12 protein-coding genes are annotated in these 13,580 nt (G+C 71.5%); 7 read left to right on the plus strand and 5 right to left on the minus strand.

Annotation, left to right across the window (positions count from 1 at the left end; genetic code table 11):
* Positions 1-271 precede the first annotated feature (271 nt).
* From PV342_RS16990 to PV342_RS17005, 4 genes are all read left to right on the plus strand, one after another.
* Complete coding sequence (locus PV342_RS16990; protein ID WP_500317699.1) at positions 272-1,009, plus strand: SDR family NAD(P)-dependent oxidoreductase; 738 nt, start codon at positions 272-274, stop codon at positions 1,007-1,009.
* A 50-nt stretch (positions 1,010-1,059) separates the two neighbouring features.
* The gene (locus PV342_RS16995; RefSeq protein ID WP_500317701.1) at positions 1,060-1,914 is read left to right on the plus strand and encodes a class I SAM-dependent methyltransferase; all 855 of its coding nucleotides are present in this window, start codon (positions 1,060-1,062) and stop codon (positions 1,912-1,914) included.
* 100 nt (positions 1,915-2,014) lie between these two features.
* Positions 2,015-2,557: an RNA polymerase sigma factor gene (locus tag PV342_RS17000; RefSeq protein ID WP_500317702.1), complete on the plus strand. Its 543-nt coding sequence runs from the start codon at positions 2,015-2,017 to the stop codon at positions 2,555-2,557.
* Complete coding sequence (locus PV342_RS17005) at positions 2,554-3,063, plus strand: hypothetical protein (RefSeq protein ID WP_500317704.1); 510 nt, start codon at positions 2,554-2,556, stop codon at positions 3,061-3,063. The genes PV342_RS17000 and PV342_RS17005 overlap by 4 nt, the downstream gene beginning before the upstream one ends.
* Before the next feature lie 90 nt (positions 3,064-3,153).
* Here the strand turns inward: PV342_RS17005 and PV342_RS17010 are convergent, their stop codons facing one another.
* From PV342_RS17010 to PV342_RS17025, 4 genes are read right to left on the minus strand one after another with little or no spacing between them, the layout of a single operon-like run.
* On the minus strand, positions 3,154-5,181 hold the full coding sequence (locus PV342_RS17010) for an acyltransferase family protein (RefSeq protein WP_400805356.1): 2,028 nt from the start codon (positions 5,179-5,181) through the stop codon (positions 3,154-3,156).
* Between the two features lie 44 nt (positions 5,182-5,225).
* Positions 5,226-6,323: a mannose-1-phosphate guanylyltransferase gene (gene manB / locus PV342_RS17015; protein WP_400805358.1), complete on the minus strand. Its 1,098-nt coding sequence runs from the start codon at positions 6,321-6,323 to the stop codon at positions 5,226-5,228.
* Positions 6,324-6,338: 15 nt separating this feature from the next.
* Positions 6,339-7,574 (minus strand): glycoside hydrolase family 113, encoded by a 1,236-nt coding sequence (locus tag PV342_RS17020; RefSeq protein WP_500317706.1) that lies wholly within the window; start codon positions 7,572-7,574, stop codon positions 6,339-6,341.
* A 24-nt stretch (positions 7,575-7,598) separates the two neighbouring features.
* Positions 7,599-9,023 carry a glycosyltransferase family 2 protein gene (locus PV342_RS17025; RefSeq protein WP_500317708.1) on the minus strand — a complete coding sequence of 475 codons (1,425 nt, stop codon included), beginning with the start codon at positions 9,021-9,023 and terminating at the stop codon, positions 7,599-7,601.
* Between the two features lie 509 nt (positions 9,024-9,532).
* Between PV342_RS17025 and gdhA the strand changes: the two genes are divergently transcribed.
* The gene (gdhA, locus tag PV342_RS17030) at positions 9,533-10,879 is read left to right on the plus strand and encodes an NADP-specific glutamate dehydrogenase (RefSeq protein WP_400805363.1); all 1,347 of its coding nucleotides are present in this window, start codon (positions 9,533-9,535) and stop codon (positions 10,877-10,879) included.
* A gap of 92 nt (positions 10,880-10,971) precedes the next feature.
* Here the strand turns inward: gdhA and PV342_RS17035 are convergent, their stop codons facing one another.
* A complete protein-coding gene (locus PV342_RS17035; RefSeq protein ID WP_500317710.1) occupies positions 10,972-11,502 on the minus strand; it encodes a TerD family protein in 531 nt (176 codons plus the stop codon).
* A gap of 223 nt (positions 11,503-11,725) precedes the next feature.
* Here PV342_RS17035 and PV342_RS17040 point away from each other — a divergent pair, with 223 nt between their 5' ends.
* Positions 11,726-12,253 carry a SigE family RNA polymerase sigma factor gene (locus PV342_RS17040; protein WP_018558472.1) on the plus strand — a complete coding sequence of 176 codons (528 nt, stop codon included), beginning with the start codon at positions 11,726-11,728 and terminating at the stop codon, positions 12,251-12,253.
* A complete protein-coding gene (locus tag PV342_RS17045) occupies positions 12,243-13,079 on the plus strand; it encodes a hypothetical protein (RefSeq protein ID WP_500317712.1) in 837 nt (278 codons plus the stop codon). Before PV342_RS17040 ends, PV342_RS17045 begins: the two co-directional genes overlap by 11 nt.
* Positions 13,080-13,580 lie beyond the last annotated feature (501 nt).

Genomic DNA, 13,580 nt, shown 5'->3' on the forward strand with positions numbered 1-13,580 from the left:
GAGGGCAAAGACGACCCGATCGGACGCGGGGCCGGTGTAGGGCGTGCGCCGGCAAGCCCGTGAGCGGCGGCCCGAAGGGGCCCGCGCAGACGGCCAAGAGCCCCTGTCCCAGGTGGGGTGGGGCCGTTTCGCCGAGCAAGGTCTTCGCGCTGGACGCCGCTTCGCTCCCCGCGCCGTGACGAACATCCCTTTGACCGGACCCGCGGGTCCGGTTACGGTGGCCGACAAGTGGACCCACGGGTCCGTTTATTCGCCGCGTACAGGAGATTCCATGATCGACAACCCGACGGCGCTGGTCACCGGCGCCAACAAGGGGCTGGGTCGCGAGACCGCCCGGCAGCTCGCGGCCGCGGGGGCGACCGTCCTGCTCGGCAGCCGCGACCTCCGGCGGGGCGAGGCCGCCGCCGCCGAACTCGCGGCCGCGGGCCTTCGTGTCGTGCCGGTCCGACTGGACGTCACCGATGTGGACGGCGTCGAGAAGGCCGCCGAACGGATACGGCGGGAGTTCGGGCGCCTCGACATCCTCGTCAACAACGCCGGCGGAATCGTCGAGTCCCCCGCGTTGAGCACCACGGCGGCGGACGTCCGAGCCACGTACGAGACGAATGTCTTCGGCGTGGTCACGGTCACGCACACGATGCTGCCGCTGCTGGCCGTCTCGGCCGCCGCGCGCATCGTCAACGTCTCCAGCACCACCGCCTCGCTGACGGTGACCAGCGAGCCGGGCACCCTCTACGCCGACGCCGACCACATCCTGCCCTACGCGTCCTCGAAGGCCGCGTTGAACATGCTCACCGTCCAGTACGCGCAGGCGTTCCGGCGGGAGCCCGGGTACGGGCACATAAAGATCAACTCGGCCTCGCCCGGACTGACCGCCACCGACCTCACCTACCACGCCGGCGCCCGTACGGTCGAGGAGGGGGCCAGGATCATCGTGAAGCTGGCCACGCTCCCCGACGACGGCCCCAGCGGCGGCTACTTCGACGAGGACGGCCCCGCTCCCTGGTAGCGCGGAAGGCGGACACCCCGGGCGGCCGACGCGCGCAGTAGGTTCGTCCCATGGGCGACCCGATCGTGAACCTGGACCAGTCCGACGCGTGGAACGGGTACGAGGGGCGCCACTGGGCCACGTATCCCGAGCGGTACGACGCGCTCAACGACGCGGCGAACCACTACCTGCTCGACGACCTTCCGGTCGTGGCGGGCAGCCGGGTGCTGGACGTGGGCTGCGGGACCGGGCGCGTGGCGCGCCTCGCCGGACGGCGGGGCGCCACGGTGCTCGGCGTGGACCTGTCGGAGCCGATGCTGGCGGAGGCGGTCGCCGCCGCCGGGCGGGAGGGGCTCGGCGGCGTCGCCTTCGCGAAGGGCGACGCCCAGGTGCACCCGTTCGCCTCTGAGGGCTTCGACGCGGTGGTGAGCCGCTTCGGGGTGATGTTCTTCGCCGACCCCGTCGCCGCGTTCGCCAACCTCCGCCGGGCGCTGCGTCCCGGCGGGCGGCTGGCGTTCGTGTGCTCGCGCGGACACCAGGTCATGGACCAGACGAAGATCTACCGGGCGATCGGGACCGTGGTGTCCGTGCCCGACTTCACGGGGAACACCGGGCCGGCCTCCTTCGGCGATCCCTCGTACACCGAGCGGATCCTGACCGAGGCGGGCCTCACCGGGGTGACCTCGACCGCGGTGGACGTCCCGCAGCTGTGGGGGAGGGACGCCGAGGACGCGGTCGACTTCCTGATGGGCTGGGGGCCCGTGCAGTACTGGCTGCGCGAGGACGAGGCCGACGAGACGGCCCGCTCCCGCGCCCGCGACGCCGCGCTGGAGGCCTTCCGCGGCTTCACGACCCCGGACGGGGACGTCGTGCTGACCGCCCGGCTCTGGCTCGTGACCGCCGAACGCCCCATGAGCCGCTCCTGAACCCCTCGGACCGGACCCGCCCCCCGACCCGGCCTGTAATCGTCGGCGCCCGGCCGGACATTCCCCCAGTGACAGCCTGTTCCGGGAGGGGAAGGTGCGCATGACGGCACGTGAGGGCCCGCGAGGGCACGAGACGGTGGAAGAGTGGTTCGAGGCCCACGCCGACCGGGTGATGGGCTACCTGCTGCACCGCACGGACAGGGAGACGGCCCAGGACGTGCTCTCGGAGACGTTCCTGCTGGCCTGGCGCAAGCAGCGGTCCGTGCCCGACGACGCGTTGCCCTGGCTGCTGGCGACGGCGCGGCGGCTGCTGGCCAACCGGGTGCGTTCGGACGTACGGCGGCAGGCGCTCGCGGAGCGGATGGCCGCGGTGATGGACCGTGCGCCGCAGGGGGTGTTCGAGGACCGCATAGGCGACCGCGAGCGCGTGTTCCGGGTGCTGATGTCGCTGTCCGAGGCCGACCGCGAAGTGCTGCTGCTCACCGGCTGGTACGACCTGAGCGCGCAGCAGGCGGCCAGGACCCTGGGCTGCACCAGAGCGGCCTACACGCTGCGGCTCCACCGGGCCCGCAAGAGGTTCCGCGCCGCCCTGGAGCGGCGTCCCGCATCCTTCTCCCCGCTCGATTCGGAGGTACACGCATGACGAACGACCCTGTCCTGGACGCCGTCCGGGAGCTGCGCCCGCAGGGGGCCGAGGGCTGGGCGCGGTCGGACCACGGGCGGGAGACGCTGCAGTCCGTGCTGGGCGCGGTGGGACCGCGGGGCGCGGGGCGGCGGTCGCTGCGGGTCCTCGTGGCCGGCGGCGCGGCCTTCGCCGCACTGGCCGGGGGCGGCGTCGTGGCCGTCGCCGGGGGGATGCCGTGGGGCGAGGACGCCGGGGCGCAGATGATGTGCGCCCGCACGCTGTCGCGCACCGCGGACCTGTCCGGTCTGCCGTCGCACGCGGTCAAGGAGTTCGACCCGAAGGACCCGGGCAAGGTCTGTGAAAGGCGCTGGCAGGAGATGTGGGGCCCGTCCGAGCCCGTCCCCACGTCCTTCGTGGCCTGCTACCACCCCGGCGGCACGGGCAAGGTCGTCTGGCCCGCCGACGGCCTCGGCCAGGACCGGGCCTGCGCCCGCATCGGCGCCCGGCCCATTCCCGCCGGGTAGCCCGCGGACGGCGGGCCGGGGCGCGTGACGCCCGAGGGGGCTGCGCGGCGACGGCCGCGGAGCCCCCTCCGGTCCCGGGAGCGGGGGGCCTCAGTGCGCCAGGGCCTTCTTGAGGGTGGGCTGGATGAACGGCACCAGGGACTTCGCGTAGCCCGCGGTGATGTGGCTCGAGTCGAAGTAGACGATCTGGTCGGAGATCACCGTCGGGCAGACGCCGTTCGCGCAGAACGCGGGCAGCACGTCGATGACGACGGCGCCGTGGCGCACGGCCACCTTCTGTTCCATGGCGCGGAAGTCGGGGAACTCGATGGCGGCCTGCTGCTCGGGGTTGCAGGCGGAGATGTCGCGCGTGTGAGTGGCGAGGCAGTCCGGGACGTTCTTGCCGGGCTGCGGGGTGTCGGTCATGTAGATCAGCGCGGCACCGGAGTCCTCCAGGGCCTGGAACGCCTCCTCGGCACCGTCCTCGGTCGCCTCCTGGCGGCTGCGGTTGGTGATGACGACGACGTCGGGGCGGAGCTTGTCGATCTCCTCGAACGCCGACTGCCGCCAGCTGTCGCACTCGGAGTACTCGCGGTCCAGCTCCGGGTTCTTGATGGCGTAGACCTCGGGCGAGCAGCCGCCCTTCGCCACGGTCACGACCCTCGCGTGGAGCGACCGCCCGATCTCGTGGAAGGCGTCGCCCCACTGCCAGGCGTGCGAGTCGCCCATGACGACGATCGTGGACTTCCCCTGGCGGTCGCCGACGACGCAGTTGTCGCGCATGACGAACGTCTTGACGTCGGTGTTGTCGATGCAGCCGAAGTGCGTGCGGTCCTCGGGGGAGTTGGGGAGGGCGCCCGCCGCCACACCGGAGAGCTGCTTCTGCAGGACGGCGCTGCGCACCGAGTCCGCTCCGCGGTACCCGGCGGCGGTCCCGTTCGAGGCGACGGCGGAGGCGGAGATGTTCAGGGGGACGACGAGGGCGACGGCCATGGCCGCCGCGGCTCCCGCGGTGGCGGTGCCGCCGGCGAAGATCCCCTTCCAGGGCTTCGCCACCAGCTGCTTGTTGTTCCTGAACCGCAGTTCGACGCTGTAGTACATGACGGCCGCCAGGATCAGCGACAGCGACGCCACCCGGTAGCGGTCCGAGTAGGCCAGCTCGTGCCCGGTGATGTCCGGCCACAGGATGAGGAGCGGCCAGTGCCACAGGTACCAGCCGAAGCTGACGTTGCCGATGAAGTCGGTCACCGGGTTGATCAGGATGACCTCCGCGCCGTAGCGGGGCGCGGCGCAGCCGCCGGCGATCACCATGACGGCGCCGAGCACGGGACCGCCCACCGCGTACCCCGGTAGCGGCGTCTCCTTGGTGATCAGGAGCGCGGTGCCGATCGCGGTGGCGAGCCCCGCCCAGGAGAGCACGGCCGCCAGCGCCAGGTTCATGCGGGAGAGGAAGGGGGCGGCGAGGGCGAGCAGGATGCCGGAGGCCAGCTCCCAGATGCGGGCCTGGGTGCCGAAGTAGGCCAGCGGCTGGTTCGACGCGGTCTGTGTGACGGACAGGTACAGGGAGCCGCCCACTACGGCCAGGAGGAACAGCGCCACCAGGGCGCGGTTGCGGAACAGGGAGCGGCTGAGCCAGGCCGTGGCGATGAGCGCCAGCGGGGCGGCCACGTAGAACTGCTCCTCGATGCCGAGCGACCAGAAGTGCTGGTACGGGGACTGCGTCCCGTCGTTGGCGAAGTAGTCGGTGCCGGTCTCGACGAGCCGCCAATTCATGAAACTCAGCGCCGAGCTGAGGCCGTCCGTCATGTGGTCGCGGAACCTGAGCGGGCTGGCGTAGACCCACGACAGGACCGCGGTGGCGACGATGACCAGGGCCGTGCCCGGGGCGAGCCGTCGCATGCGGCGCGCCCAGAACTTGCTCAGCGACACCCTGCCGGTCTTCTCGATCTCGGCGAGGAGCTGGCTGCCGATGAGGAACCCGCTCAGCACGAAGCTGACGTCGACGCCGCCGTGGATGTCGAGCACGCCGACGTGCATGCTGACCACCATCATGATGGCGACGGCACGCAGGCCCTGGATGTCCGGCCGGTACTTCCGGAGGCGGTCCGCCCTCGGGGCCGTTGCGCGGTGGTGGGTCATGGTTCTCCCGTGGCCGGGCGTCGAGCCGGCCGGTAGACGCGGGTTCAGTGGATCGTCGGGCAGGCGGCGGCCGTGCCGCTGAGGCGCACTCCGCCGGCGGGGATGTCGATGCCGCAGGCCAGCCGCAGCTGGGCGGGCAGTTCGTTCTCCGCGCCGACGCGGGCGTGGCAGCCGACCACGGCCTCGCGCAGGACGCACCCGCTGCCGATCGCCGAGTCGTGGTCCACCACGGACTCGTGGATCAGGGCTCCCTCGGCCAGGGTCACGCCCGCGCCGATGATGGAGCGGTCGACGACCACGCGCGGACCGACCACGGCGCGGGGACCCACCGTGGAGCCTCCCGTGACGCGGGCGGTCGGGTGGACCTCGGCCGTGGGGTGGATCAGCGCCTCGGCGGGCGGTCCCACCAGGGGCGAGGCCGCCCTGCCGGTGACGAGGTCGGCGGAGCCGTGGACGAAGGCCAGCGGTGTGCCGAGGTCGCGCCAGTAGTCGTCGGTGGTGTGGCCGAACACGCGCCCGCCGCGGGCGACGAGTTGCGGGAAGGTCTCCTGCTCCACGGAGACCTCGCGGCCGGCCGGGACGGCGTCCAGAACGGACCGGCGGAAGACGTAGCAGCCGGCGTTGATCTGGTCGGTGACGCACTCCTGCGGCGTCTTCGGCTTCTCGAGGAAGGACAGCACCCTTCCGGAAGGGTCGGTGGGGACGAGGCCGAAGGCGCGCGGGTCGGGGACCCGCGTGAGGTGCAGGGTCACGTCCGCCTCGCGGTCCTCGTGCCGCGCGAGGATCGCGCGCAGGTCGACGCCGGACAGGATGTCGCCGTTGAGGACGAGGACCGGGGCGTCCGCGCCGCCGCGCAGCAGGCGCCCGGCGTTGCGGATCGCACCGCCGGTGCCGAGCGGTACCTCCTCGACGGCGTAGGAGATCTCCAGGCCCTGGGTGAAGTCCCGGAACTCCTCCTCGAACAGGGCCGCGAGGTAGGAGGTGGCGAACACGACGTGCTCCACTCCCGCGTCCATCAGCTTGGCCACCTGGTGCCGGATGAAGGAGGCGCCCGCGACTTCCAGGAGCGGTTTTGGGGTGTGGTTCGTCAGCGGGCGCAAGCGGGTTCCCTTGCCGCCCACCAGGATGATGGCTTCTCGCACGATCGCCTCGCTCGCTCAGTTCGCCGGGTCGGTGCCGGGGCCCGCGTACCCGGAGGTGAAGCAGGACTTGATGGCCTTCTCGGTGAGGGGGCGGCCGGCGAAGTCGAGCCGGGAGGCGACCTTGTCGTCCGGCGCGGTCCTGGGGTCGTCGTCGAAGTAGATCGACCACCAGTAGACGCCCCTCATGTGGCGTTCCCGGACGACCTTGCAGACCGCGGTGTACCAGGTGGCCTGCACTTCGGGGTTGACCGCGCGCTTGGTGTAGAAGTCGCCGGGGGCGCGGTAGCCGCCGTCCATGGCGCCGATGCCGGCCTCGGCGACCGTGATCTTCGGTAGGGGGCCGGTGGTCTTCTTGTCCAGCCAGTCGTCCCAGCCGGCGACGAGCGTGTCGACCGACGCGTCGTCCGGGACCTTGACGGGGAAGTAGGCGTCGATGCCCAGGTGGTTGACGGGCATGTGGACCGGGCCGTTGACGTAGGCGTCCCAGTTGGAGTCGTACGCGACCTCGCCGGAGAAACGTTTCTCGGCGTCGTCCACGAGCGCGTCCCAGTGGGCGTCGCCCTCCATGGAGTTCAGCTCGGTGGCGATGACGAAGGTCGCCGCGTTCGCCTCGTCCGCCGCCTTCAGGTAGGGCGCGAGGAACTTCTCGTAGGAGGCGAACCAGGCGTCGCGGTCGGCAGGGGTGATGTTCCCGCGCCAGCCGCCTGGCTTCGCGTCGAGGGATTTCTCGTCCATGATCGGCCGGACGGTCGTGCGCAGGCCGGCCTCGTGGAAGATCCGCAGGACGCGGGCGATGCGTTCGGGGGTGGGCGTCTTGTCCCCTCTGCTGATCTTCGTCGACGAGCGGCCGCCGGTGTAGAAGGGGAAGCTCACGCTGACGGAGTTGGCGTGCAGGCCGACGAGGTAGTCGGCCTGCACCCGGGCCTGCTTGTCGATGTACTCCAGGGCGTGGTCCGGGTGGTCCTCCCAGTAGAGCTGGATGCCCCACTGGGGCATACCCTTCTTCCACTCCTTGTCCACCTTGGCGGTCTCCGCCGTGGGGGAGGGCGAGGCGCTCGGTGCGGTGCCGCCGTCCCCGCCGGAGGGGGCCTTCGACGGCCCGGTGTCCTCGTCCCCGAGCACCAGGCTGGGTACGAGCGAGCCCGACTCCCAGCGGAGCGGATGGTCGCCGGCGACGAAGGGCACGGCGACGACGAGGGCGATGACGGTGACGGGCAGCACGGCGAGCAGGGGCAGACGGGTGCGCTTCATGATGAGAGGCCGGTCTCTTCCGGGTCAGGCGGGCTTGGCGATGACGACGAACTTGTTCTCCTCGCGGCGGATGAACTTCAGGAGCCCCCTGAAGCCGCCGAGCCCTTCGATGAAGGAGAACAGGGGCAGCAGGACGATCACCGCGAAGGGCTCCCACCACCTGCGCCTGCCGTTCGCCGAGGCGATCGCGTTGAGCCGCAGTCCTTCCCAGTACGCCCAGATCACGTAGGCGAAGCTGAGCGACCAGAGCACGACGACCGACTGGGTCACGGGTGAGGTGTTCATGTCGCCGATGAACCAGGCGACGAACACGATCGTGCCGACGTGCTGCAGCGGGCCCAGGATCCAGCTGCCCACGCAGATGGTCAGGAACCAGCGGTAGCGCAGCGGCACCTTGCGGTTGAAGCAGAGAGCGACCAGGCCCCACGACCAGCGTTCGCGTTGCTTGATGAAGTCCTTGACGTTGGCCGGCGACGCTCCGTAGCAGCGTCCGTTGAACCAGTCGCTGCGGCCCGGGTAGAGGCGGCAGAAGGTCAGGGCCAGCCGGGCGTCCTCGACGATCTCCTTCGGGCCGAAGTCCCAGCCGATCTCGGCCTCGATGGTCGCGCGGATGACGAGGAGTTCGCCGTGCACGCCGGCGGCCGGGGTGCCGAGGCCGGTGAAGGCGCGGAACCGGGCGATGTCGTCGGCGGGGCGGATGGCGTCGGCGAACCAGGTGAGCATGCTCACCGCGTTCTCGCGGGGGTAGGTCAGGATGCCCTGCGCCATGTGCTTGACCTCGTCCGGGGTCGCTCGGCGCTGGCGGTTGATGAACTGGGCGAGGGAGGCCGCGGTGTCGGGGCCGACGCCGGTGTCGTCGTCCATGTGCAGGACCCAGACGTGGTCGAGGGCCTCGCCCTCGGCGATGCGCAGTTCGTGGGCGTAGTTGTTGGCGCGGGCCTTGAAGCGGGTGCCGTTCGCGGTCTCGTAGGCCTTGGGCACCGTGACCACGCGGATCAGCGGGCTGGTCGCCGCGAGCCGGTCGATCCGCTCGGCGGCCTCGCAGCCCTCCTCCGTGAGGACGTCGACGCGCATGTACGGGAACCACTCCGGGAGGTGTTCCACGTAGGACAGGACGGAGCGCTCCAGGGCCGGGTAGGTGTCGTGCCGCCCGATGGTCGGGACCAGCACGATGAGGAAGTCCTGCTCGACGAGGGCCGGCGGGGCCATCAGATGGGTCTTGCGGGCCCGGCGGCGGATGAGCAGGAAGCCCTGGATCGAGACGAGGACGCCCGGGACGGGCAGTGCCCAGCAGATGGTTATCAGCCACGCCAGTGGTGAGTCGCTGGGCGTGTACGACCAGAGACTGAAGGCGAGCAGCGCCACCAGTGGGAGGAGGAACGGCATGATGCCGGGCCGCCACGCGGCGGTACGTTTTGCCAGCTTGGCGTTGTGCCGGGAATGCGGCACACCTCCGTCTACCTGTGTCGTAGCCATGACGACTGCGGAACTCCCATGAATGTGGTGGTGCGTTGAGGCAGCAAAGGACCCCGTTCGTGGCACGGCAGAGTGCCACGAACGTGCTTGTCTCCCGGGCTCCGTTCCTCTCAACGCCTTCTGTGGCGCCTGGGCCGTGGCCGCTCAGAAGCCCCCCCAGGCGCCCAAGCCACTGGCCGAAAACAGGAGCACGTTACTCGTATGCGTGCGCGATGCACGGGGATTGTTTGGTGAACTTGTGCTTAAAAGTTCACGATATGGTTTTTCTGTGATGACCTTGGGTAACGCGAGCTGACCTGCGTCTTTTACCCTTCGCGCGTCATTTCGTGCCGCGTCGTGAGGTGCTTCGCGCTCCGGGTGATGCGGACATTCGTCCCTCCGCTGACACATGGCCTCCGCCCCTCCGTACTCGTTGACAGGGCAACGGACGGACGCGGCGCCACGGCGGGCGCGTCCGGGACATCGGACGAGGGAAGGCGCGCATGAACGTCAGTGCTCACATCGAGGCCGTCTACGCGGACGTCTGCCGGCGCAATGCCGGCGAGACGGAGTTCCACCAGGCGGTGGGGGAGGTGCTGCGCTCGCTGGCGCCGGCTCTGGAGCGGCACCCGGAGTACCTCGGGACCCGGATCGCGGAGCGCATGTGCGAGCCGGAGCGGCAGGTGATCTTCCGGGTGCCGTGGGTGGACGACCAGGGAGGCGTGCGGGTCAACCGGGGCTTCCGCGTGGAGTTCAGCAGCGCGCTCGGCCCCTACAAGGGGGGCCTGCGCTTCCACCCGAGCGTCGACCTCGGCATCGTGAAGTTCCTCGGCTTCGAGCAGATCTTCAAGAACGCCCTGACCGGGCTGGCGATCGGCGGCGGCAAGGGCGGTTCCGACTTCGACCCCAAGGGCCGCTCCGACGGCGAGGTCATGCGCTTCTGCCAGTCGTTCATGACCGAACTCCACCGGCACCTGGGCGAGCACACCGATGTGCCGGCCGGGGACATCGGCGTGGGCGGACGGGAGATCGGCTACCTCTTCGGGCAGTACAAGCGGATCACCAACCGCTTCGAGGCCGGGGTCCTGACCGGGAAGGGCGTCGCCTGGGGCGGCTCGCACGCGCGGACCGAGGCGACGGGGTACGGGGCGGTGTACTTCGCCGCCGAGATGCTGGCCACGCGCGGGCAGGGCTTCGAGGGGCGCCGGGCCGTGGTCTCCGGCTCGGGCAACGTCGCCGTCTACGCGATCGAGAAGGTGCGCGCGCTCGGCGGCTCCGTGGTGGCCTGCTCGGACTCCGGCGGCTACGTCGTCGACGAGGCCGGCATCGACCTGGAACTGCTGAAGGAGATCAAGGAGGTGCGCAGGGCGCGGCTGTCGGCGTACGCGGAGGCCAGGCCCTCGGCACGGTACTCCGAGCGCGGCTCGGTCTTCGACGTGCCCTGCGACGTCGCGCTGCCCTGCGCCACGCAGAACGAGCTGGACGGGCAGGACGCCGGGACGCTGGTGAAGAACGGTGTGCTGGCGATCGCCGAGGGCGCGAACATGCCGTGCACCCCGGAGGCGATCGAGGTCTTCCGGGAGGCGGACGTGCTCTTCGGCCCGGGCAAGGCCGCCAACGCGGGCGGGGTGGCGACCTCGGCGCTGGAGATGCAGCAGAACGCCTCCCGCGAGCTGTGGACCTTCGAGCGGACCGAGGCCCGGCTCGCACAGGTGATGCGCGACGTCCACACCCACTGCCGGGCCACCGCCGCGGCGTACGGCGGCACACCGGACGACTACGTCCTCGGCGCCAACGTGACGGGCTTCCTGCGCGTGGCGGAGGCGATGACGGCGCAGGGCGTCGTCTAGCCAGGCCCGGCCCGGGGCCGGGGGCGCTGCTCAGCGGTGCCCGTGCCCTCCCGCGTACGTCGCGGGAGGGCACGGGCGTTCCCGGGCGGCGATCAGGAGGGGCCGCCGCCCATCACGCGGGCGAAGGACGCCGGGTCGGCGTCGTAGCCGTGGACGCCGGGCCGGAAGCGCCACTCGCCGGTGTCGCCGCGGCGGAACTCGCCGACGGTGGCGGCCGTGGCGGTGGCGACCTCGCCGAGGTCGGAGGCGGCGAGGTCGGTGTGGCCCTCGACCACGTGCACACCGGTGCCCGCGACGTCGCCGAAGGTCATCCGGCCGTCGTGCTGCTGCACGACCACGCCGACGACGACCCGCTGGTACGCGGGGCTGAGCCGGTGGAGTTCGAGGGTCATGACCTCGTCGAAGCCCAGCCCCTTACCGGTCTTGCTGTCGCGGTTGAGCGTGATGGTGCCGTCCGGGGAGCGGCTGTCGAAGTGGACGAGGTAGGCCGGAGTGCCGTGGAGGTCGGCAGTGCTGTAGGTCGCGGCCACTATGTCCAGGTCGCTCACGGGCGCGCCGAGCGGACTGGGATCCCATTTGAGCCGGACCTCGACCTTGGCGAGGCCCTTGGTGACGCTGCTCACAGGCCGGCCCCCCTTGCTTCCGACTGGTCGGGTGCGGTTGCCACGGAGAACGCCCTTTCTTCTGCGGTCAGTTGGGGACGCCCACGCGCCGCGCGGCTGTCCGAGGCGGCAACGAACGAGGACGAGCACGGATTCCCGGCAACCGATCCGGCGTCCCGGTCGGTTCGAACGGGTGTGAGGCTGCTCGAAGCACGGACAGGAACGCGATGGCAAGGACACCACGGTGAGGGATGCGCAGGCGGACTTCGAGGAGTTCGTCGCCGCGCGCGGGCCGCGGTTGCTGCGGGTCGCCTGGCTGCTGACCGGCGACACGCACCTGGCGGAGGACCTGCTGCAGACGGTCCTGGCCAAGGTGTGGCCGAAGTGGCGGGGCATAGCCGGGGAGAACCCGGAGGCCTACGTGCGCAGGGCGCTGGTGAACACGGCCTCGTCGTGGTGGCAGCGCCGCTGGCGCGGCGAGGTGCCGCACGGCGAGGTTCCGGACACGGTGGTGACGGCGGTGGAGGACCCGTTCGCCTCGGTCGACCTGGAGCAGTCGCTCGCGGTGCTGATACGCCGGCTGCCCGCGCGGCAGCGGGCGGTGGTCGTGCTGCGCTACTTCGAGGACCTGAGCGTCGAGGAGACCGCCGAGGTGCTCGGCTGCCGGCCCGGCACGGTGAAGAGCCAGGCGTCCAAGGCGCTGACCATGCTGCGGGGGCAGCTCGCGGCCGTGCCGAGCCTCGCGAGGGGTGGTGAGCGGTGTGAACGCTGAGCCCGAGCCGGAGGAGGAGTGGGAGCTGGCGGTGCTGCTGGAGCGCGTCGTGCCGCAGACGCCCGCACCCCACGACCGGATGGCGCAGATCAGGCGACGGGTGCGGCGGCACAGACGGCGCCGGGTGGCCGCAGGTGCGGCGGCCGCGCTCGGCGGTCTCACGGCGGCGGCGGTGGTCGCCGCCGCGTTGCTGCAGCCCACGGACCCCGCGATGCCCCGGGGGCAGCACGTCGTCCCCGCCGCGTCCCCCGACCGCGCGATGCCGGCTCCGGAGACGCCCCTGCCGTCGCCGTCGCCGTCGCCGACGCGGAGCACGGACTCCGCCTACGACCTCGTCAGCCTGGACGCCCTGTCCGGGCTGCGGCTGAAGCTGCCCGGCAGTGGCTGGACGTCCCTGGTGGCCACGGCCCCGGACGGCCGGGTGGTCGGTTTCGTCGCCGCGCAGCCCCTCAAGGAGCGCGCCGAGTGCACGAAGCAGGAGGTGGTCGCCTACTCGGTGTGCCCACCCGTCGGCAAGGTCGCCGTGGGCGGTGCGCTGATCTCCTTCCGGCAGGTGGAGAAGCTCGCGGGCGGCTCCCTGCCGGGGCGGTTCGCGGTGAAGGGCGTGGCGGACGCGGGAGACGGCTGCCGCGCGCTCGGCGGCCGGCGGGAACTGACGGCCTGGGGGCAGGACCCGGACCGCTCGTCCGCCGTGGGCCTCGTGGTCAGCGCCTGCTTCGACCGGCCGGCGAAGGGCACGGTCGAAGGGGTCATCGCGGGCCTGAAGGGCGGGTTCTACACCCGGCCGTCCCCCGGCGGCTCGACGCTACCCGGCACATCGGGCTGACCGCCTCAGTCCTCTCCCCGCACTTCCTCCCCTCGGCCTTCGGCCGAGAGGCGGCTGACGGCGAGTAGGGCAGGCGCGGCGCCCCGGGCCGCCTGTGCACCCCCCTCCGGGCGTTGGCCGCCGAACGAGACGGAGGGGACGGGGGAGGTGGGGGCACCCCCGGCCGAAGGCTGGGGGAGGGCGGCGTTCTGGACGCTGACGTGCATGTGGTGTGCGGCATCCGGGGTGGCAAGAGCGAGTGCCCGCCATGCACATAAATATTCTGAACAGAATGCCCCGCCCCGGAGGCCCCGCCCTCGGCCCACCACGCGCGCGTAGGCCCGCACCAACCATCCGGGAGGGGGGTCCCCCCGGCCGAAGGCTGGGGGAGGGCGGGGGGCAGCCCGCCGCAGGCGCAACGCACTCGCACACATCCACCGACGGCAACCGCAACGGCGCCGCACACGAACCCGCGCCCGCTGCGGGGCAGGAATCCGGTGGACGCGGTGCTACAGTGCGAAG

The sequence above is a fragment of the Streptomyces sp. PA03-3a genome, from assembly GCF_033792735.1.
In the GTDB taxonomy this organism is placed as follows: domain Bacteria; phylum Actinomycetota; class Actinomycetes; order Streptomycetales; family Streptomycetaceae; genus Actinacidiphila.